Source organism: Pirellulales bacterium, from assembly GCA_035499655.1.
GTDB lineage: Bacteria > Planctomycetota > Planctomycetia > Pirellulales > JADZDJ01 > DATJYL01.
Genome location: DATJYL010000168.1, coordinates 12,348 through 32,071, shown reverse-complemented (window position 1 = coordinate 32,071; position 19,724 = coordinate 12,348). Strand labels below are relative to the sequence as shown.

Sequence of the window (19,724 nt, the reverse complement as noted above, 5' to 3'; positions counted from 1 at the left end):
TGGATTCGATGGCGCTGTACCGCGGCATGGATATCGGCACCGCCAAGCCCACGGCGGAAGAGCGGCAGGGGGTACCGCATCATTTGATCGACGTGCTCAATCCGAATGAAGAGTTCAGCGTCGCTCAGTATCTGGAAGCGGCCAAAAGGGCCGTAGCCGACATTGCAGCGCGCGGCAAGCAAGTGCTGTTTGTCGGCGGTACGGCATTGTATTTGAAAGCGCTTTTGCGCGGATTATTCAGCGGCCCGCCGGCCGATTGGAAACTGCGCCGCGAATTGGAAGAAATCGCGCGCGTCGAGGGCGCCGAAGCGCTGCATCGGCGATTGCAAGCAGTCGATGCTCCGGCGGCGGCGAAGTTGCACCCCAACGACGTGCGGCGGATTATTCGCGCGCTGGAAGTGCAGCACACCACCGGCCAGCCGATCAGCCAGATGCAAAATCAGTTCGATCAAGCCCGACCAGCCAGCGAGTGCCGTGTGTTTGTCCTCGATTGGCCGCGCGAACAGTTGGAAATGCGAATCCGTCAGCGGGTTGATGAAATGTTCCGAGCGGGCCTCGTTGACGAAGTGCGGCAGATTCAGGGTTCAGGCTTCAGGGTGCAGGCGGCCGAGCTGTTTAGCCGCCGTCCCCAGACGGCAAAATCGCCATCGGCTTTCGGCCGCACGGCGAGCCAAGCCGTGGGCTACAAAGAAGTGCTAGAATTCCTTCACGGCCAGCGCGATTTGCCGGCCACGATCGAACTCGTCAAACTCCGCACCCGGCAGTTTGCCAAGCGGCAACTGACATGGTTTCGCAGTTTGAGCGAATGCCGCTGGATTGCCGTGAGTGAGCCGCTGCATCCTGAGGCAACGGCTCGGAAGATTATGGCGCTGGCTGCAAATCCGGCAGCATAAAGCCGCGGCTTTACCGGCGGAAACGAACCTTTCGCCAAACGCCCCGTCGATTTAGAATGGCCAGTTCGATTTTCTTACCGTCTTTTGGAAGGATCAACGCTTGTATCGCACACACACTTGCGGCGAACTTCGGGCCAGCCACGTCGGCCAAACGATCACGCTTTGCGGCTGGGTCGACACGTACCGTGACCATCAAGGCGTGCTGTTCATCGACTTGCGCGATCGTTACGGAAAAGCACAAGTGGTCGTCTCGCCAGAAAGCGGAGCCGAAAATCTGGAGTTGGCCAAAAACATTCGCTGCGAATGGGTGTTGAAAGTCACCGGCCATGTGGCTCGGCGGCCCGAAGGCGCGGCCAATCCAAAATTAGCCACCGGCGAAATTGAAGTGCGGGTGGAAAAGCTCGTCGTACTCAACCGCTCCGCCACGCCGCCGTTTTTGCCCACTGCCCAAGATTTACCTGGAGAAGATTTGCGGTTGAAATATCGCTTTCTCGATCTGCGGCGGCCGGAAATGCAACGCATCCTGGAGTTGCGGCACCGCATCATCAAGAGCATGCGCGACTATTTCGACGAGCAAGGCTTCCTCGACATCGAAACACCGGTCCTCGGCCGCAGCACGCCGGAAGGGGCCCGCGATTATCTCGTGCCCAGCCGCATTCAGCACGGCACGTTTTACGCGCTGCCCCAATCGCCGCAACTTTACAAACAAATTCTGATGGTCGCCGGCTACGACCGTTACGTGCAGGTGGCCCGTTGTTTTCGTGACGAAGACTTGCGTGCCGATCGCCAGCCGGAATTTACGCAGTTGGATTTGGAAATGTCGTTCGTACAAGCTGACGACGTCATCGGCATCATCGACGGATTGGTTGCCAAGGTTGCAAAAGCAGTGCTGGGGCTAGATGTGCAACTGCCGCTTCCGCGTATGACGTACGACGAAGCCATGCAGCGCTTCGGGCACGATGCGCCCGATTTACGTTTTGGATTGGAAATTGTCGACGTGACCGATTTGGCCCGCGAGGCGGAGTTTCGCGTGTTTCGTGCGGCCGCCGACAGTGGCCAGCAGGTTCGCGGAATCAACGCCAAAGGCGCGGCGGCAAAATACTCCCGGAAAGACATCGACGAATTGACCGCATCAATCTGCCAGGTTTCCGGCGCGAAAGGCCTGGCCTGGTTCAAAGTGGAAGAGGGCGCCGGCGCGCCGGGTTTGGCCTCGCCCATCGCCAAAAATTTTTCCCCCGCGCTGCTGACAAAAATCGCCCAGCGCATGCAGGCTCAGCCCGGCGACTTTTTGCTATTTGTAGCCGATTCGTTCGAGACTTGCTGCAAAGCACTGCATAACCTTCGCAAACGCCTGGGCGAGGAGTTAAAGCTGTACGACCCTGCGGCGATGCACTTTTCCTGGGTCGTGGAATTTCCCATGTTCGCCTGGGACGCGGAAGAAAAAACGTGGGCGGCGATGCACCATCCGTTCACGGCGCCACGGCCGCAAGATGCGGCACTGTTGAAATCCGAGCCGGGTAAGTGCCGCGCCCAGGCATACGACTTGGTGATCAACGGTTCCGAAGCCGGCGGCGGCACCATCCGAATTCACGATCAACAATTGCAGCAAGAAGTATTTGCACTGTTGGGAATCGATGCGGAAACGGCCCGCCAGCGGTTTGGATTTTTGCTCGACGCCCTGCAATTCGGTGCACCGCCGCACGGGGGCATTGCGCTGGGCATCGATCGTTGGGTGATGCTGTTTGGCGGTTTGAACAACATCCGCGATTGCATGGCCTTCCCCAAAACGCAAAAGGCGACCGATTTGATGACCGACGCCCCGAACACGGTCGACGCCAAGCAGCTCAAGGAGTTGGGAATCACCATTGCGAAGTGAATCGGCGGTGGCGCGCCGTGCCTCCAAGCCATAACATTTTACGCGAGTTCGTTTGTCGGGCGGTTAGCTCAATTGGTCAGAGCGTCTGGTTTACACCCAGGAGGTTACAGGTTCGAGTCCTGTACCGCCCACTGCTTTACGATGTTTGAGGCCTGGAAACTGATATTGTTAGTGGCTACGGACCATGCGAACATTCTGTTGTGTTGTGCCACCTCTAAAGGTATAGGAAATATCCATGAAACGCTTGCTTGCCAAAATTGAAGAACAGCGATGGGGTCTTACTATCGGCGTTCTATCAACTGCCGTGACTTTCGGGGTATGGATTTGGTTAAAGTCCGTCAATTGGAATATTGTTCAAGCGAATTATCAATACTACGCTGCGGCAATTCGGGCCGGAGCAACACGCAGCATTGAGGTTCCAGCCTGGGTAATTGTTATGGCACTGCCGCTCGCTGGGGTCACTGTTGCGGGAATTTTGCAATTTCTCGTTAGTCGACTTTTGGGCCGCATGCGGCGATGGGTTACTATTCGTCAGTAAACAACCTCGCCACTTTCCCGTTGGAATGCTTGCGGCCGCCTAATTGCGCAACAGTTCGGCGCTGTGTTGGTGTTATGTCGTAAACTTTTTCGGAGCAAGAGCCATAGCCTGAATCCGTTGCTAACAGCACATCGTGCCAATAGATCGGCGGATTTTATGTCCGACGCGGCGACACCAGCGACATTTCGTCCGTACCAATCCAAAGGCTGGTTATTGAGCCTCGTCGGAATGGGCATGCTGCTCGTGGCGATTTTTCTGGCGTGGGTGTTCACCGGCGCGGAAAAACAGCCGTTCGATTTGGCACGGGCCATTGCCGCGACCATTTGGGTCATCATCGATCCGCTGGGCCTCGTCGGTTTGTGGTTTTTAAGCGTGGGGATCGGCATTTGGCAAGCGTACGTCACGATCAGCGACGACGGCCTGCAGATATATGGCCACCAGTTTTCGATGTGGTCGCTGCGGCGGATGCGGCGGACAAAACTCGCGTGGAGCGAAGTGGCCGGCGTTCAACCGTTTTCGGTGACCAACATGTACGCGCCCGGCGGAAGGCAGCAAGAATATATCGTGTACACTTCCGAGGGGAAGTTTGTGTTTCCGGAAATGCTGTGGCCCGACGCCCAGCAAATTGCCGAACAGATTTCCCAAAACACTGGCAAAGCTATTGGCGATTTGTCAGCCATCGCCGAGCCGGCGGTCGGCAGCCGGCCCAGCGACCGCAGAACCATTCGCTTGATGCACGGCATTGGCTGGTTTGCTCTTGCGGCGGGATTGATTTTTCTTCCGCTCAGCGTGCTGGCCATCGTGGGCGGGTCGCCGGTCGGATCGATGGCGCCGGTGTGGATGATGTCGGCCATTTTGATTATCGCTGGAATCTCGCTGCGGCACTTCAGCATGACGTGATGCTCGCCTCGGCTACGGTGGATTCTGCACAGCCGCTTTGTTTCGACGCCGCAGCGCGGTGATTGCCAAGCCGACGACAAATCCGAGAGGCGCTCCGATGAATGCGCCTTTTTCAGCGGCTGCGCCACGGGCTTGCTTGTTTTCCACCAAGATTTTGATCTGCTCCCTCCCAGCTTCAAGGGATTGCTCTTTTTGCTCCGTGGTCATGTCGTTCGACCAATTCGGCTCGGGCGGGACAAGTTGCTGGCTTGCGGTGGCGTAGCCGACCAGAAATCCGCCGCCAGCGAAAATCGCAGTCAGCACGAGAATTGTGAGAATGCTTTTCATACGTAGCCCCTGTTGAAAACATTGCCCCGTCAGGCGTGGGAAGAGTGATGCGAAAGAAACAATGGATTTGAATGCCATTGTAATGCACCACAGAACCCGATGAAATCCGTTCGTCGCTAGCGGTTGGCGCAAATGCCGCGCCACTAGGCCGTAATCATCTGGCGGATAGAATTGATTGGCCCCCATAATTCGGAACGTCGCTATGCCCAACGAAGTGTTCATTGTCGCTCGCGCACGCACTCCCATCGGAGCGTTGGGCGGCGCGCTGGCGACGGTGCCGGCGCCGCAATTGGGGGCCGTGTGCATCGAAGCTGTAGTGCAGCGGGCAGGCGTACCGTCGAACCGAATCGACGAAGTCATCATGGGCAACGTGGTCAGCGCCGGCCTGGGCCAAAATCCGGCACGCCAGGCGGCGCTCAAGGCCGGTTTGCCTGCCAGCGTGGGCGCCACCACGGTCAACAAAGTTTGCGGGTCCGGTCTGAAGGCGGTGATGTTGGGGGCGCAGGCCATTCAATTGGGCGAGGCGCAAATTGTCGTAGCCGGTGGGATGGAAAGCATGAGTTTGGCCCCGTATTTGTTGCCGCACGCCCGGGCAGGGTACCGGCTGGGAAATGGCGTGCTGATCGATTCGATGCTGCACGACGGATTGCGCGATGCCTATGGCGACAAGTTGATGGGCATTTACGGCGATCAATGCGCGGCCAAATTCAATTTCACTCGCCAAGAGCAAGATGATTTTGCAGTCCGCAGTTACCGGCGCGCACAACAGGCCATGGCCGACGGTGTGTTCGACGACGAAATTGTGCCCTTGCCGGTGACGATGAAGAAGGGAACCACAATCGTCAGCGTTGATGAAGAGCCGGCACGTTTGGACGAAGCAAAGTTGCGGGCGCTAAGGCCGGCTTTCAGTCCCGAGGGGACGATCACTGCTGCAAACGCTTCCAGCATGAACGACGGGGCGGCGGCGCTGTTGTTGGCATCAGCTGCGGCGTGCAGCAGTTTGGGGTTGAAACGGCAGGTTCGTATTGTGGGTTCGGCTACATTCAGTCACGAGCCGGAGTGGTTTACGACTGCGCCCATCGGCGCAATTCAAAAACTGTTGGCGCAGATGAAATGGACCGTGGCCGACGTCGACTTGTTTGAAATCAACGAAGCCTTCGCCGCCGTGGTGATGGCGGCGGCGAAAGAGTTGAACATTCCCGGCGATAAGCTCAATATTTACGGCGGCTCGGTGGCGCTGGGGCATCCGATAGGCGCGAGCGGCGCGCGGATTCTAGTGACGTTGCTTACCGCTCTGCATCGCACCGGCGGAAAGCGCGGACTCGCCGCGCTTTGCCTTGGTGGCGGCGAGGCCGTAGCGCTGGCGGTGGAAGCTCTCTAAATTCCGCCGAATCTGTCGCTCCAGCGCTCGCTAGTAATTGACCTCGAATTTCGTAAAATACGAAATTGTCATCGCCAACATGCGGTCGCGAGTGCTTTTCGTAGTTGCACCACGGCATCTTAGTCCGCGTAGCTCAACTGGATAGAGCGTCGGCCTCCGGAGCCGAAGGTTACAGGTTCAAATCCTGTCGCGGATATTGTTGGGTTGGAGCGCCCGATGCATCTACCCTTCTGCGACCTGGCGACGTCCGTCGCCCTGGCTCGGTTAGAATCCTTTCCCCAACAGGCACTTTACCATGAGTTGAATTCCCAGGCATGGCCAGCATCTTCGAGGCAATTACCAAGCGCCTGGCTGAGGCGTGGCGAAGCGAGGAGCCTGCGGGCCGCGGCCACTCGTATCGCTGTAGCTGCGGAAGGCCCGTGTTTTTTCGCAATAGCCAATGCCTAGCATGCAAGGCGGCGCTCGGTTACGAACCAGAACTTGCCCAGGTGCGCGCGCTTCAACAGGGCTCGACAGTAGATACTTGGAAACTGCACGGCCAAAAAAAGCCCGCTCCGCTGTGGCGACGGTGCAAAAATTTCCATTCGCCCGCAGGTTGCAATTGGCTGGTTCCTATCGAAGACACGGAATTGTTGTGCATTTCCTGCCGACTCAATCGGACCATTCCACAACTCGATGACCCGGACAATTGCCGTAGGTGGCGGCTGATTGAAAACGCCAAGCGACGGCTCGTAGCGCAATTGCTGATGTTGGGTTTGCCTGTCAAGTCGAAAGTTTCCGAGGATCCGGAACATGGGGTCATGTTCGACTTTTTACGATCGCCCAAAGATGGTCCGCGCGTGCTTACCGGACACGCCAATGGCCTGATCACGTTGAATGTTGAGGAAGCAGACGATTCACAACGGGAGAAAATTCGGCACGAACTGCACGAGCCTTACCGCACGCTGCTGGGACATTTTCGGCATGAAATTGGCCACTATTATTGGGATCGCCTGATCGCAGGAACGCCGTGGCAGGAAAAATTCCGCACCCTGTTTGGCGATGAGCGCCAAGATTATGCGGCGGCACTGAAACGGAATTACCAGCAGGGGCCGCCTGCCGACTGGGCAAACCAACACATCAGTTCTTATGCATCGGTCCATCCGTGGGAAGATTGGGCGGAGTCTTGGGCGCACTATCTGCACGTCGTCGACAGTCTGGACACAGCACTGGGTTACGGATTGCGCGGCGAAGATGTGGAAGCTGCGGTGGAACCGTTCACAGTCAACGATTTGTACGACCCCAAAGCTCCCGATGCGCAGCGTGTGGTGCTGCTGGTGAATTCTTGGGTCCAGCTCACGACTGTCTTAAACGAACTGGCGCGCAGCATGGGACAACATGACTTCTATCCCTTTGTGATGTCGCGGCCGGTCCTGCGCAAAATGCATTTTATTCAAATGGTGGTCAAGGAGGCCCGCGGCGGGAACTCCTTGATTTAAGCGCCTACGGTTTCGGCTCGGCCATCGAGCTGCGCAATTCGATCATCGGCTGTTGGCTGACGCGCAAAAATCCTTCTTGGGGACGATCAAGGTCCACGACCATCCAGATGACAATGGCAAATGTTAGCGCCAACGATAATACAACCGGCGAACGGCGCGCGCCGCTTAGCCCGCTGTGATAGCCCAAGGAACCGAAAGAGAGAATCGCAACCGTAGACAGAACCAACCAAACGGTAATGGGAATTCGGCTACGAATTCCAATCATCAGCCGCTTCGAATGCAGATCGATCAAGTCATTGAGCGACTGAATGAATAAACCGGTCGGAATTGACCGCGTGTCTTTCTCGGCCACGAAGGTGGCTTGTTTCCACAGTTCATCTTGGATTTCCGTCGAGCGGCGAATCCCGGATTCCAACTGGCCTTCTTGCACCGCGGCCAGCCGCACGTCGACATACTCGCGCAGCAGTTGCCGAATTTCGGATTGTTCTGGCTCGGGCAACATTTTTGCGCGCAAAAATGTTGTTCCGATCGCGTTGGCTTCGTCCAACAGGGTTCCGCGCCGGGATTCAAAGCGCGAAGCAGCTAATCCGAACGTGAAGGCCAATAGGAATGCCAGCAACCCAAGCTCTGCGGCGACAATGCCGCCAACGGTGGGCTCTTTCTCGTGTTCGGCGCTGCGATGGCGAATCCCCCCTAGCCGGTGCCCCAATTCCGCACCCAAAAGTGCAGTTGCCAGCGAGCCGACAAATACCGCCCAAAGTGGAACGATGTCAAGGGCCACGGTTGGAATTGACCAGATTAAGGATGTATCGTCCTTGATTGGTTCGGAATCTTTATCTTAGCAATTCCGGGTCTCATTTGCACTAACATTTAGACAGCTGGTGGTGGGCCAATTTGAACATAGCCCGACTGTGTCAGTCGGGAAAAGCGGCTGTCGGAATTTCAACTTGTCCCACCACCCGACAGCTTATGTGCCTCTGAATTCCTTCCAGCTCGTCAGCGTGCTAACCTGAAACTGACATGATCATGTCAGTTTCAAATTCAACTGGAGCGCGTCGCATGCGAAAAGGTACGGGTTCTAGATTCTGTGCGGCAACTATCGCGGCGTTATTTGCCGTTGCGTTCCCCAGTCTACTGGTGCGGGCTGCGGATGGCCTATCCCCTAAGATGATTGGCCAGCTTGTCGCCGAAGACCTCGCCAAAACCATTCCCAAATTGGCGCCATACATTAAACTTCCGCATGGGCCAGACGCTGCGACTACACATGAAGGCGATTAGAATTGCTGCTTGGTATCCAATTCCGCGCGGCAAAAAATGCATTCGATTCATGAAATCTAGTATCACCATCGTGATAGTGCTGTTGTCCGCCTTCCCTGCCCAGGCAGCGACGAAAACGTTCAGCGTTGCCAGCGACGGCAGCGGCGATTTTAAGACTCCGCAGGAAGCCGTGGCCGCGGCGCCCGAAAATACAGCGGATCGCACTGTAATTCGTATCAAGCCCGGCACGTATGAAGGGCAAATGATTGTTCCAAAGGATAAACCGAACTTTGGATTTGTGGGGGAAGATGCTGCCACCACGCTGCTCACTTGGCCGCACAACGTGAAAGATCCCATCGCCCCGGGCGCCGACGGATTCAATCCCGGCGTGCAGATTCTGGGCGATGGCTTTACCGCCGAAAATCTCACTTTTCAAAACACGTCGGGCGACCATGGGCAGGCGTTGGCGCTGCGGGTCGATGCGGATCGCGCGGTTTTCAAAAACTGCCGCATTGTGGGTTGGCAAGATACGCTGATGGTGAACAGCGGACGGCAGTATTTCCAAAACTGTTATATCGCAGGCCGGGTGGATTTTATTTATGGCTCTGCCACCGCCGTGTTCGATCGCTGCGAAATCCACAGCCGCAATGGTGGACACGTTACCGCGGCCAGCACCCCGCAAGATCATCTGTACGGCTTTGTCTTTATAAATTGCCAGCTCACGGGGGACAACATTCCTTGGACGCCCCCCGAGGGCGACACGACAACTTCGGAGCCGCCAAAAAAACCAAACAAGTTTGCCGATCTCGGCCGGCCTTGGCGACCGTATGCAAGCGTGGCTTATATCCACTGTCAAATGGACGACCATATTAAGCCCGAGGGTTGGAATAATTGGGGCCGCGCCGAGAACGAAAAAACCGCCCGCTACGCCGAGTATCAAAGCACAGGCCCGGGCGCCAACCCAGAAAAGCGCGCCGCCTGGACCAAACAACTTACGGACGCAGAAGCGGCGGAGTACACCATTGAAAAAATTCTGGGCGGCTCCGATCATTGGAACCCAGTTATGCAGTGATCATTACAGCTTCAAGCCGCTGCTGCTTAAACCCGCGGACATGCAGAGGTGGCAGGATGCGAAGTTCGGCGTGTGTATGCACAGGGGACTCTTGGCCATGCCCGCAGGGAAAAGCCGGGCTTGAAAGGCGCCGATGCCGATGCAGCGGCTTGCTGGAACGATCACATTTTAGCTGAAGTAGTTTGCGCCCAAACTTCCACACGGCCTGCCATTCAAATGGTCTGCGCGTCCGGGCGTAAATTCACAAATTACTTAGGGTGCTGCACGATATGGGTGCGCGCCAAGTCCACATCCAAACTATCATTGTGCTCTCCTCCTTCACCGTTCGTTGCGCCCACGGCGTGTAACGTTCGGCTGCTGCCGTTGGTAATGCTGGCTCGCTGAGACGATTCACGGGCAAGGTGCTCGCGACGCCGCTGTTCGCCCACGGCCATGACGACTACCGCGGCAACGAGGTCCAGCCCCAAACCAACCGCAAAATTGAACGAAACTCGGGGACTTACCGGCGTGTACGACAAAGTGGGCGGCTGCAATACATGGATGTTCGGTGCCACGGTTAGGCTCTACTGCCGCAGATTACGTCCTGGGACAATCGGCACATTGCCGCGTTTAGGCGGCAGCAATTGCCTCACTGCTTAAAATTGTCCCACCACCCGCTCAAGAGTGCCCCTTCAATTTTGGCCAACGTTTTGCGATAATCAGTTGCTTCCTGGCAAACGCCGCGGTGGGCCGCCATGAGTTCAAGGCCTTTGCTACCTCAGGGGTGTACTGGAATCTTAAAGAGGCAAGTTGCATGTTTCGGAATTTGAGTCCGGCCGCGTTGTGCATTACCGGTCGGCAAAGCGAAATCATCGAACTGTCGTTGTCTTACGGTTTCAAAGGCATCGATCTCGACCTAACCGAGTTTCAACAATCCGTAAAAACCTATGGTTTGCCCCATGCGAGGCGGCTGATCGACAGTGCCCGCCTGAAGCTGGGAACGTTTCGTTTGCCCTTGGTGTGGGACGAAGACGACGAAGCTTATCAATCCAGCCGTGCCGCCGCCGAGGAACTGCTCTCGTTGGCCGCCGAGTTGGGCCTGTCACGCGCCATAACCACCGTGGCGCCGGCAAACGATTTGCGCCCCTATCACGAAAACTTCGAATTTCACCGCCGCCGTCTCGCCGAAATCGGAGAGCTCTTAGCCCCCCGGCACATGAAATTGGGCTTGGAATTCTACTCCGACCCCGATTTACGCAAGGATCGCGCTTTTCAATTCATTCACTCCTTCGATGCCCTGGTCACCTTGGTGGGAATGATTCGCGCGGGCAATGTTGGTATTGTCGCCGATTTGTTCGAATTACATGTCGCCGGCGGCAGTTTTTCTGATATTCACAAACTGGGGGCCGATAAAATCATAAACGTGATTGTCTCCGACGCGCCAGCCGACAAGCCCGCTCCCGATTGCGATAAAAACGATCGGCTGATGGTGGCAGAAACCGGCGCCATCGAACTGCCCCCCGTGTTGGTGCAGTTGGCTGAGCTGGGTTATGACGGACCCATTACGCCGGCGGTGGCCTCGCAGCACGTGAAGGGGATGAAGCGGGAACAAATTGTCCGCACCGCCGGCGAACGGCTTACCCAGGCCTGGACCGCCGCCGGTTTAAATGCGGCCGGAAAACTCGCCCCGGCTGTAAAACAGTAAGGTTTATGCCTCCTGTTCCCTTTGGGCAAAACCATCCGTTCACGTCCTGTCTGCGATCCTTCGATCATAAGCAAATCGGACTGTGTCGGCTGTCCGGGAGCCCGTACGTTCCACCTGGCGCGATTCCGCTGGATTGCTCAATCCAACCGCTACCGTCGGTCGATTCGTGAAATAAAGCCATTTCCACGATTCACTTTCGGCTGCGGACCATGAAGGTCTTAGCCATTAAATGACCCTGGCTGGACGACGGAAGACGGCAAACGGTGGATTAGGCGCTTTACCACCGTCACGTTTGCTGCGCATTGACCCATAAACACGGATGTTACCTCACGGACGAACGATGGAACGTGTTCCTTGCGCCCTCGACGCGCGCACTTTGCTCCGATTGCTTCTGCTCACCGTAGCCCTATTATGCGGCTGCCAACGCACATCCTCCGCGACCGGTAATGCCTCGGGAACAATGCCCTCGGGTGCAATGTCCCAATCGTCAGGTGCGCCGGGCTTACTGGCGCCGGTCGCCGTTGCGCCGTTGAGCAAAGCCCCGGCTTGTCCGCCCGCTGTGCTCGCTGGGCCAAGCGGTTCCCAACGCGCCGTTCGCGTCTCGGCTTACCAGGTCGATGTCGAGTCCAGCATAACGCCCTCGCCGGAGTCTACGCCGGAAACCGTCAAGTCCGTTGATATTTCAGTAACGCTCGATCCAAAACATGGCGATTCGGACGATCCCCATGTCGACGCCGCCGAAAATAGCAAACAGAAGTCGGCCATGCAGGAATCTCCGACTGCCCCTGTCGATGACCCTTCGTCTCATCACCTTTACGTCACGATCGCGCCGACATTAAACCCCGCTCAGCCGCCCACGTCGGAACAGCCCAACACTTCAAACCAGCCTACCGCGACCAGCACGATGTTGCCCTGGGGGCCCACCGCCCCTTCGCCGGAAATGGCCGCCATTAGCGGGCGAGCCGAAGAAGCCGCCCGCCGCGGATTCAGCCTGGCCGAACGTGGGGCAATGTATTCCGCACGAATGCAATTCATCGAATCTTTGCGAATCTTGGCCGCCGCCATGGACGCACAGCGAAATACCGATGCCCATGTGCGGGCGCTTAGCGCAGGTTTGCGCGCCATGCAAGAAGTTGACGACTTTGTCCCCCGCGATGAACAACTCGAAACCGATCTCAACTTCCGTCTGATCATTGACGCCCATCACACGCCGGTCTTGAAAGAGCAGCCCTGGTCCAACATCACGGCCCTGGAAGCGCAGCGGATGTATCTCTCTTATGCGCAGGAGCAGTTGGCCGCCGCTGGTGCTGACCAACCGGTGGCCTCCTTGGCTTTGCTCGGACTGGGAAAAATCTGCACCGCTCCGGCCGAAATGCACGGCCCGCGCGTGCAAATTGCCGAGGCCAAAGCCGTCGTCTTTCATCAAACCGCCTTATTGGTCGAACCCAAAAATTTCATGGCCGCCAACGAACTCGGCGTGCTGTTGGCGCATTTCGGAAAACTCAACGAAGCCCGCTCCACCCTGGAACAGGCCGTGGCAATGTCGGGCGGACCCACCGAATGGAAAAATTTGGCCGCCGTCTGCGACCAATTGGGCGAGCCCGCCAAGGCCGCAGATGCCCGCCAGCAAGCGCAAGTCGCCGCGAACCGGCTGCAAACCGCCGGCTACGCCAGCGCCGGAACCAAATATCCCGTTCAGTGGCTCGACCCAACTGCGTTTGCCGCCACTAGTTCGCTGGTGGCCGATAATTCGCCCACTCCGGCTGCAGGCGGCCCCCACGACACCTCGTCCACACCAGCCTTGTCCAGCGTGATGTCGTCCAATACATCGGCCTCGTCAAATTCACCTTCAGATTCAGCCGCGGTCCCGGTCACGGCTTCCAAGCCGCAAGCCAAGGGAGGCTTTTGGCCCTGGACGAAATAAGGACTGCTTCAACCAATCCATCAAGCCGTTTCAAGTCAGTCCGTTTGAGTGAGTCTGGTGAGCAGTTGAGGAGTACAAAGTAATGAAACTCATCGAACCAATCCGTTTCAATAGAACGACTTCAACCTCGCGGCTGCCCGCTTACTTGGCTCGCTTGGCCGCCGCCTGCGTGTTGGCTTGGTTAATCAGTTCGATGGGAATGGAAGCAAATCCGCACCGCGTCGGCTCCAGTGACATCTCAATTTGGTCGCAATCCACAGGCGGAATTTCCAATGGCGATTTACGACGCAACCCCTCGCCAAATGCCTGTTCGCCTCTAATTGAGAATTGGGTTTTCAATTTGCATCCCTCTCGCGCGCCTCACTCCGACCCCCTCATCCAACTCTGCCAAGCGCTCGGCCCGGCCGCGCCCTGTCCGATCATGGGCGTCGATTGCGCCATGAACGGCCCCTACGGCTGCTGCTGTAAAACCCGCGGCTGGAAAGCCATGGGGCCCATCGATTGGCAGGCCTATGCTCAGGGCGAGTATGTCGGCCATTGGCGCGAACCCCATGTGCCCATCTATCGCTTGCGAGTGGATGATCAACTCGAGTGCATTTACCGCATCACTCGAGACGTCCAAACCGACCCTTATCGCTTGAACGTCGGCGACGTCATTCAGGTCGATTCGTTTACCGATCCCAACTTGAACCGCGAATTGGTCATTCAGCCCGATGGCACCGTTACCCTACGCTTGTTGGGCGAGGTGCGTGCCGCCCAGCTCACGGTGCAGGAGTTGCGTGAAAAGCTGGACAACCTGTATTCGAAGTATTACAAGCTGCCGTCCATCACCGTGACGCCGATCAAAGTGAATACCAAACTAGACGACCTGCGGAATACGGTTGATGCACGGGCGGGTTCCGGCGGCCAGGGCCGGCCGGCGAAAGTCACGCCCCAGGGCACCATCGATCTGCCGGGCTTGAACAACATTCCGGCCCAAGGGCTCACGCTTGACGAGCTGAAGCAGGAAATCGATTTGCGCTACAAAGATCAACTGGGGATCGAGGGAATTGAAGTGACGCCCATTCTCACCCAGAGGGCTCCCCGCTATGTGTACATATTTGGCGAAGTGAACACCCCCGGGCGCTACTCGATGGAAGGCCCCACCACGCTGATGCAGGCCATCAGCTTGGCGGGCAGTTGGAAAATCGGGGCCAATTTAAGGGAGATTGCCATCTTTCGCCGTGGCGACGATTGGCGGCTGATGGCCACGGTCGTCCACATGCAAAGCACGATGCTCTTCAATCATCAGCCTTGTCCCTGCGGCGAAATCTGGCTCGACGACAGCGACATTGTCATGGTGCCGAAAAGCCCGATCTTGATGGTCGACGATTTGGTGAACTTGTATTTCACCCGCGGCCTGTATTCCGTGCTGCCGTTTAGCACCTTCTACGATTTCAGTGCCGGCGCCGCCGTCGTCAATCCATAATCACCGCACAATTAACGATTGGCAGCGCGGCTGCCAGCCGCCTGCTAATCCTTGTACACCCGCGTGCTGTCTTCTTTGACCACCGGCTTCGACATGTCGTCGGTTTGCAGCAGCACCTGCACGCGCAGATCGCCCGGCGCCAAGCACTGTCCCACCACCCGATAAGTGGCGTCGGCCTTGGGCGCTAAACGGTCCAGCGGTTCGAAGACAATCCGCTGTCCGTCGATGGTTTGCTTCGATGGGCCATCGCCGCTCACCGGTTTGATCTCCGGCGGCAGCACCGCCATGACTTGTAAGCGATTGGCCGCTTTCGAACCCTGATTCACAATGTGTATTTCGTACGTGGTTTGTCCCCCCACTTCCACCGGGTCTTCCAAGTGAGCCACCGTGAAGTTGACCGCTGCCACCCCTTCGACCACCGTCACTTGCTCGCTGGCGTCGCTTAACCCACCCGTCGCCTTCACCTCGCTGCGCAGTTTTTGATCGCCCGCTTCTTTGGCCGTGGTGGTCAACGTAACATTGCCCGATTGCCCCGGCGGCAATTCATCCAACCCCCACGCCACCGTGTCGCTGCCCGCGTCGTACTGCCCGGAATCGGAGGCTTCGACAAATTGCAATCCCTTAGGTAAATGCGTGACCAGCGTGATGTTCCGCGCCGGCGCCGTTCCCGGATTGCCCACCGTCACGGTGTATTTGGCCTGGCGATCTAAGTACCGCATCCCCGGCCCGGCCAACTTCACTTCCAACCGCGGAGCAATCACTTCCACATTGGCGGTCTTCTCCACGTGCAAATTGGCGTCCCCCTGCGCGGTCAAAGTAATCACACTCGGCCCTGCTTGCACGGCATGCAACACCAGATCTAAATCGCGAGTTTCTCCCGGTCGAAACTGTCCGATTTCAAACTCCAAATCGTTTCCCGCCGGATGCTGGAAATTAGGCGGTATCCGCGCCGACAATACCACTTTGCTCGCCGCTCCGGTTCCTGGATTGCTGATTTTTATTTGCATTTTCTCATCTTCGCCAATCATCACTTGCGCCGGAGCGCTAAGTTCCAATACTAGGTCGGGCTTGGTCGCAATGGTTCGCACCGAAGCCTCCGATCGAAATTGCACCACCGCGGTGCTGCCGATTTCCCCTTCCTGCAGCGGCATCACTTGCACTTGCAGTTTGGCTTCTTCGCCGGGTTTCAAATCACCCGCCGGCCACACAATTTCCCCTCGTGGGCCAATGTTGGTGTGCGGCGTCGTGCTGATTAGCCGCGTCCCTTGCGGTACCACGTCGGTCACCTGCACATCGTCGGCCTGCACTGGACCGGTGTTGCGCACCACAATTTCGAAGGTCGCCTCTTTGCCCACTTGAATTTCCGTGGGAGCGGTTTTTTGGATCGTCACACTCGGCGTTTGGGCCCCTTCCAGTTTTTTATCGCCAGGCTTGCCAAACCCTTCGACGTTGGCGCTGTTCGAAGCGGCGACCACTCCACCCATTGTGGACGGAAACCCGCTCCCCTGCGACAAATTTGCCACGCTCGACGTGCTGGCCATCTGCGCTCCGTTTCCGAATCCGCCACTGCCCGGCGTTCCTGCTCCGCCCATTCCCACTCCCGCCATTCCTGCTGCTGGCACACCGCGATCGGGCATTCCACCCGCCGGCATCCCGTTTTCCGCCGCAGGCCCACCAGGCATGGTCCGCGCTAATGCTGCATCGGCGTTATCAATCGCCGGTGGAGCAATGTTTTTCAAATCGCCATTTCCAGGCAAGCGGCGGTAATCGCCGGCGCTCGTCGTGGCGTCGCCGTAGCGGTTTCCAGCGCCGGCTGGAATGCCCGCAGGAGCCGTTGCCGGCGCACTTTGATGGTCGTCGTTCACGCTTTCCAGCGAGCCCGTGGCCGCGGCAATTCCGCCCGCCTTGCGCGTTGCGCTGTCCACATAGCGCGGCGGATTGTTCGCCTCCAGGCTCGCCCGATTCGCCGTTCCGGAATTGTTGCCATCTTCCGCGGGCATGTTGCTTCGCGCATCGGGAATCCCAACTTCGTTGGGCGACGGAATATCGTCCCCGCCTCCCCGGCGAGTTGTTGTTGATTCCGACGCCAGCGGCGCGGCGCCGGGATCTGCGGCCAGCCGTCGCGGCTCAGCAGAAGTTCCTCGACTGCCGGCGCTACCGTCGCCCCCGGCAGGCGTTACGTTTTCATCGGTAATGGCCGGATGGTTTACACTGCTGTCGTTGCGCAGGCCGTTTGCGCGCGATCGATCCTCGCCGCCCCCTGTTGTTGAGATGTTTTGAAACGGATCGACCGGCGCTCGATTTTCCGCAGTGGCCGTACGTTCTGTCGCGCGCGGCGACAACGCATCGGCGGAACCCCCTTCAATCGGCCGCGAATACCGATCGTCGCCAGTATGATTGCCGTCCAGCGCCGCCACCGCCTCCGCGTTCACCGGTGGTTGCGACCAATCGGGCGGCGGCGCATCTTGCGTCGCCCAACGATGTTGGGCCCACATCATGCCCACCGTTCCTACCCCCGCCACCACAGCCAGCGCCGACAAGCGCAACATCCAGCTTTTCATAATACAGCTTCCTTGCTGCGAAAACACTTAGCCACAAAATCGGTCGGAACTCCCAGCGCGCGCGGACCCCCGCAAAAACCATTTCCGCCCGGCAGTTAGTACCAAAAATGCTGCTTCTGGCACAGGTCAATTCCACCTACCAATGCCGCGGAAAGCGTCTGCCATCATGCAGGCGGCTCATTGAATCGTCTCGAATTGCTAGCACATCTTTGCGCCTGCGCGCAACATCCCTATACTGTTTGGTTTCACGCTAGGCGAATCCCACCTGTTTCACTCTGGAAGGAACACCGAACCATGCCCGACCTGCTTCCTCCCCACGGCGGACTGACCGAACCCGTAAACCTGACTGTGCCCGCCGACGAGGCCGCCGCCTTCAAGGCCGAAGCCGCCAAGCTGCCCAAAGTCCCCGTTTCCGATGCTGATCTGTCCACTGTCTACCGCTGGGGCGACGGCACGCTCAGTCCGACCACTGGCCCCATGGATTCCTCCACCTTCAACCGCGTGCTGGACGAATCGGTCATCGAGCACAATGGCAAGCTGTACGCCTGGACCATTCCACTGTCGCTGCCGCTCACCAAAGAACTGGCCGCCACACTCAAGAAGGGACAAAAAGTCGCGCTCACCAATTCGGCCGGCGACATTGTGGCTACGCTCGACATTACCGACATTTTCGAGTGGGACAAGCCGCGGTACCTCAAATCGGTGTATCTGACCGACCGCAACGATCATCCCGGCGCCGACATGGTCCTCAAAGGCGATGCCGACAAAACGCATTTGCTGGGCGGAAAAATCCGCACGTTGCCGCAGCCCAAAAATCCCAAGTTCGGCAAGTACGTGCTGCCGCCGCGCGAAGTTCGCAAGCTGTTGGCCACCAAGGGCTGGAACCGCGTGGTCGCCTTTCAAACCCGCAATCCGCTTCACCGCGCACACGAATACGCGCTCGTGTACGGCCTGGAAAAACTGCTGCGCGATGGCCACAACGCCGGCGCGGTGCTAAATCCGCTCATCGGCGAAACCAAAGGTGACGATGTCTACGCCGACGTCCGCATGCACACCTACGAGGCCCTCATCGATCAGCGCAGCCTCGGCGAAGGCGACAGCGACCAATCCCTTTGGGCTCCGCGCAAAGAAAGCGTGCCCGACCGTGTGATCCTCCTCGGCCTGGATATCAAAATGTTCTACGGCGGTCCCAAAGAGGCCGTCATGCACGCCATTTATCGGCAGAACTTCGGCTTCACCGACATCGTCATCGGCCGCAAGCACGCCGATGCTCCCTATCACGATGGCAAACCCATCTGGGGTGATTTCGACGCCCAGGAAATCTTCAGCAACCTCAAGGGCGACCTGAAAATCAAGCCGGTCAAAGTCGGCTTCGCCGCCTATTACGATTCCGTCGGCCGCGTTGATCTCATGGACAGCCACAAGGACGAAAAGCCGGTCTTCATCTCCGGCAAAGATGTCCGCAACACGCTCCTCAAGGGCGAGCAGGTCGATCCGCGCATCATGCGCCCCAGCACCAGCAAAATCCTCGCCGAAGCCATGGCCGGCAAAGCCTAGTAATGTACAAACCCTCTCCCTTTGGGAGAGGGCAGGGTGAGGGTGCCCGGATATGTCCGCCCATAAAGCCGGCGATGCCATCGCCGGATTGTTTGCGCCGGGTGCCGGGTGCCATGCCCACGGTTCGACGTGGGCATGTCCGATCATCACTTCATCGAGTGCAGCGCCACTCGGTTCCCTTCGCAATCCACAATCACTGCCCGGAAGCCATACGGGCCAATCTGCTCTTTCTCCTTCACAATTTTCCCGCCGTGTTCGCGCGCTTGCACAATGGCGTCGTCAATCCGCCCATCGACGCTCAAATAAACCAGCGGCCCGGTTTGCGACGGCTGGTTGTCCTTCGCCGCGGTCAAACAACCCGAAACATTGCTGTCGTAATGCGGCAACAATCCGAATTCAGACCCCGGACCCATCGATTCCTTTTTCACTTCCCCTTTCAGCACGGCGGAATAAAACTTGATGGCGCGGTCCAAATTCGTCACGGGAATGTCCGTCCAGCAAATCGTATTTTGAGACATGGCAATACCCTCTCAAATGGAAAAAAATTGGATTAGCTCCGGACGCCAGGCTGGAAAAGAAAAACAAGCACGCTAAAAAGCATCAAACCAAATGAACCCGCTATCGATATTAGCCGCTGGGCTTGCCCAGCGGTAGCTTCCTATCGTTTGTGGCCGCAAATACGATCTTTCCGACGCCGCAAAACTCCGCCACCGCGGACCCAGTCGATTTTCCATCATCCTTCCCGCAGCGGCAGCGATCGGACCGTGACGCCGCAAAGCATGGACCATTTTCCCAAAACAAGTGCAGC

At 57.7% G+C, this 19,724-nt stretch carries 16 protein-coding genes and 2 tRNA genes; 13 read left to right on the top strand and 5 right to left on the bottom strand.

What is annotated here, in order from left to right; genetic code table 11:
- The 5 genes from miaA to VMJ32_12050 all read left to right on the top strand — a co-directional run.
- Nucleotides 1-893: tRNA (adenosine(37)-N6)-dimethylallyltransferase MiaA (miaA, locus tag VMJ32_12070; protein ID HTQ39755.1), on the top strand; the 893-nt coding region annotated here is incomplete at its 5' end.
- A 100-nt stretch (nucleotides 894-993) separates the two neighbouring features.
- A complete protein-coding gene (gene aspS, locus VMJ32_12065; GenBank protein ID HTQ39754.1) occupies nucleotides 994-2,769 on the top strand; it encodes an aspartate--tRNA ligase in 1,776 nt (591 codons plus the stop codon).
- 57 nt (nucleotides 2,770-2,826) lie between these two features.
- Nucleotides 2,827-2,900 (top strand) — tRNA-Val (locus VMJ32_12060).
- Nucleotides 2,901-3,004: 104 nt separating this feature from the next.
- On the top strand, nucleotides 3,005-3,307 hold the full coding sequence (locus tag VMJ32_12055; GenBank protein ID HTQ39753.1) for a hypothetical protein: 303 nt from the start codon (nucleotides 3,005-3,007) through the stop codon (nucleotides 3,305-3,307).
- Nucleotides 3,308-3,463: 156 nt separating this feature from the next.
- Nucleotides 3,464-4,207 carry a hypothetical protein gene (locus tag VMJ32_12050; protein HTQ39752.1) on the top strand — a complete coding sequence of 248 codons (744 nt, stop codon included), beginning with the start codon at nucleotides 3,464-3,466 and terminating at the stop codon, nucleotides 4,205-4,207.
- Between the two features lie 12 nt (nucleotides 4,208-4,219).
- Here the strand turns inward: VMJ32_12050 and VMJ32_12045 are convergent, their stop codons facing one another.
- Nucleotides 4,220-4,534 (bottom strand): hypothetical protein, encoded by a 315-nt coding sequence (locus tag VMJ32_12045; GenBank protein ID HTQ39751.1) that lies wholly within the window; start codon nucleotides 4,532-4,534, stop codon nucleotides 4,220-4,222.
- 202 nt (nucleotides 4,535-4,736) lie between these two features.
- On the opposite strand from VMJ32_12045, the gene VMJ32_12040 reads away from it, so the two are divergent.
- From VMJ32_12040 to VMJ32_12030, 3 genes are all read left to right on the top strand, one after another.
- Nucleotides 4,737-5,915 carry a thiolase family protein gene (locus VMJ32_12040; GenBank protein ID HTQ39750.1) on the top strand — a complete coding sequence of 393 codons (1,179 nt, stop codon included), beginning with the start codon at nucleotides 4,737-4,739 and terminating at the stop codon, nucleotides 5,913-5,915.
- A 122-nt stretch (nucleotides 5,916-6,037) separates the two neighbouring features.
- Nucleotides 6,038-6,111 (top strand) — tRNA-Arg (locus VMJ32_12035).
- Nucleotides 6,112-6,229: 118 nt separating this feature from the next.
- Nucleotides 6,230-7,393: a putative zinc-binding metallopeptidase gene (locus tag VMJ32_12030; protein HTQ39749.1), complete on the top strand. Its 1,164-nt coding sequence runs from the start codon at nucleotides 6,230-6,232 to the stop codon at nucleotides 7,391-7,393.
- A 4-nt stretch (nucleotides 7,394-7,397) separates the two neighbouring features.
- On the opposite strand, the gene VMJ32_12025 is transcribed toward VMJ32_12030, so the two are convergent.
- Nucleotides 7,398-8,174, bottom strand: a complete 777-nt coding sequence (locus VMJ32_12025; GenBank protein HTQ39748.1) for a hypothetical protein — start codon at nucleotides 8,172-8,174, stop codon at nucleotides 7,398-7,400.
- 546 nt (nucleotides 8,175-8,720) lie between these two features.
- Here VMJ32_12025 and VMJ32_12020 point away from each other — a divergent pair.
- Complete coding sequence (locus VMJ32_12020; protein ID HTQ39747.1) at nucleotides 8,721-9,722, top strand: pectinesterase family protein; 1,002 nt, start codon at nucleotides 8,721-8,723, stop codon at nucleotides 9,720-9,722.
- Between the two features lie 248 nt (nucleotides 9,723-9,970).
- On the opposite strand, the gene VMJ32_12015 is transcribed toward VMJ32_12020, so the two are convergent.
- The gene (locus VMJ32_12015) at nucleotides 9,971-10,276 is read right to left on the bottom strand and encodes a hypothetical protein (GenBank protein HTQ39746.1); all 306 of its coding nucleotides are present in this window, start codon (nucleotides 10,274-10,276) and stop codon (nucleotides 9,971-9,973) included.
- A 239-nt stretch (nucleotides 10,277-10,515) separates the two neighbouring features.
- Between VMJ32_12015 and VMJ32_12010 the strand changes: the two genes are divergently transcribed.
- The 3 genes from VMJ32_12010 (at nucleotide 10,516) to VMJ32_12000 (ending at nucleotide 14,798) form a co-directional block, all read left to right on the top strand.
- Complete coding sequence (locus VMJ32_12010; GenBank protein ID HTQ39745.1) at nucleotides 10,516-11,406, top strand: TIM barrel protein; 891 nt, start codon at nucleotides 10,516-10,518, stop codon at nucleotides 11,404-11,406.
- A 475-nt stretch (nucleotides 11,407-11,881) separates the two neighbouring features.
- Nucleotides 11,882-13,330, top strand: a complete 1,449-nt coding sequence (locus VMJ32_12005; GenBank protein HTQ39744.1) for a hypothetical protein — start codon at nucleotides 11,882-11,884, stop codon at nucleotides 13,328-13,330.
- An 82-nt stretch (nucleotides 13,331-13,412) separates the two neighbouring features.
- A complete protein-coding gene (locus tag VMJ32_12000; GenBank protein HTQ39743.1) occupies nucleotides 13,413-14,798 on the top strand; it encodes a polysaccharide biosynthesis/export family protein in 1,386 nt (461 codons plus the stop codon).
- 44 nt (nucleotides 14,799-14,842) lie between these two features.
- Here the strand turns inward: VMJ32_12000 and VMJ32_11995 are convergent, their stop codons facing one another.
- Nucleotides 14,843-17,359, bottom strand: a complete 2,517-nt coding sequence (locus VMJ32_11995) for a hypothetical protein (protein HTQ39742.1) — start codon at nucleotides 17,357-17,359, stop codon at nucleotides 14,843-14,845.
- Between the two features lie 294 nt (nucleotides 17,360-17,653).
- Between VMJ32_11995 and VMJ32_11990 the strand changes: the two genes are divergently transcribed.
- Complete coding sequence (locus tag VMJ32_11990) at nucleotides 17,654-18,916, top strand: hypothetical protein (GenBank protein HTQ39741.1); 1,263 nt, start codon at nucleotides 17,654-17,656, stop codon at nucleotides 18,914-18,916.
- A 146-nt stretch (nucleotides 18,917-19,062) separates the two neighbouring features.
- On the opposite strand, the gene VMJ32_11985 is transcribed toward VMJ32_11990, so the two are convergent.
- A complete protein-coding gene (locus VMJ32_11985) occupies nucleotides 19,063-19,434 on the bottom strand; it encodes a VOC family protein (GenBank protein ID HTQ39740.1) in 372 nt (123 codons plus the stop codon).
- Nucleotides 19,435-19,724 lie beyond the last annotated feature (290 nt).

Coding starts and splice junctions, on each gene's coding strand:
- VMJ32_12055 (HTQ39753.1), top strand. CDS start 3,005: ATGAAACGCTTGCTTGCCAAAATTGAAGAACAGCGATGGGGTCTTACT.
- VMJ32_12050 (HTQ39752.1), top strand. CDS start 3,464: ATGTCCGACGCGGCGACACCAGCGACATTTCGTCCGTACCAATCCAAA.
- VMJ32_12045 (HTQ39751.1), bottom strand. CDS start 4,534: ATGAAAAGCATTCTCACAATTCTCGTGCTGACTGCGATTTTCGCTGGC.
- VMJ32_12040 (HTQ39750.1), top strand. CDS start 4,737: ATGCCCAACGAAGTGTTCATTGTCGCTCGCGCACGCACTCCCATCGGA.
- VMJ32_12030 (HTQ39749.1), top strand. CDS start 6,230: ATGGCCAGCATCTTCGAGGCAATTACCAAGCGCCTGGCTGAGGCGTGG.
- VMJ32_12020 (HTQ39747.1), top strand. CDS start 8,721: ATGAAATCTAGTATCACCATCGTGATAGTGCTGTTGTCCGCCTTCCCT.
- VMJ32_12010 (HTQ39745.1), top strand. CDS start 10,516: ATGTTTCGGAATTTGAGTCCGGCCGCGTTGTGCATTACCGGTCGGCAA.
- VMJ32_12005 (HTQ39744.1), top strand. CDS start 11,882: ATGTCCCAATCGTCAGGTGCGCCGGGCTTACTGGCGCCGGTCGCCGTT.
- VMJ32_12000 (HTQ39743.1), top strand. CDS start 13,413: ATGAAACTCATCGAACCAATCCGTTTCAATAGAACGACTTCAACCTCG.
- VMJ32_11995 (HTQ39742.1), bottom strand. CDS start 17,359: ATGAAAAGCTGGATGTTGCGCTTGTCGGCGCTGGCTGTGGTGGCGGGG.
- VMJ32_11990 (HTQ39741.1), top strand. CDS start 17,654: ATGCCCGACCTGCTTCCTCCCCACGGCGGACTGACCGAACCCGTAAAC.
- VMJ32_11985 (HTQ39740.1), bottom strand. CDS start 19,434: ATGTCTCAAAATACGATTTGCTGGACGGACATTCCCGTGACGAATTTG.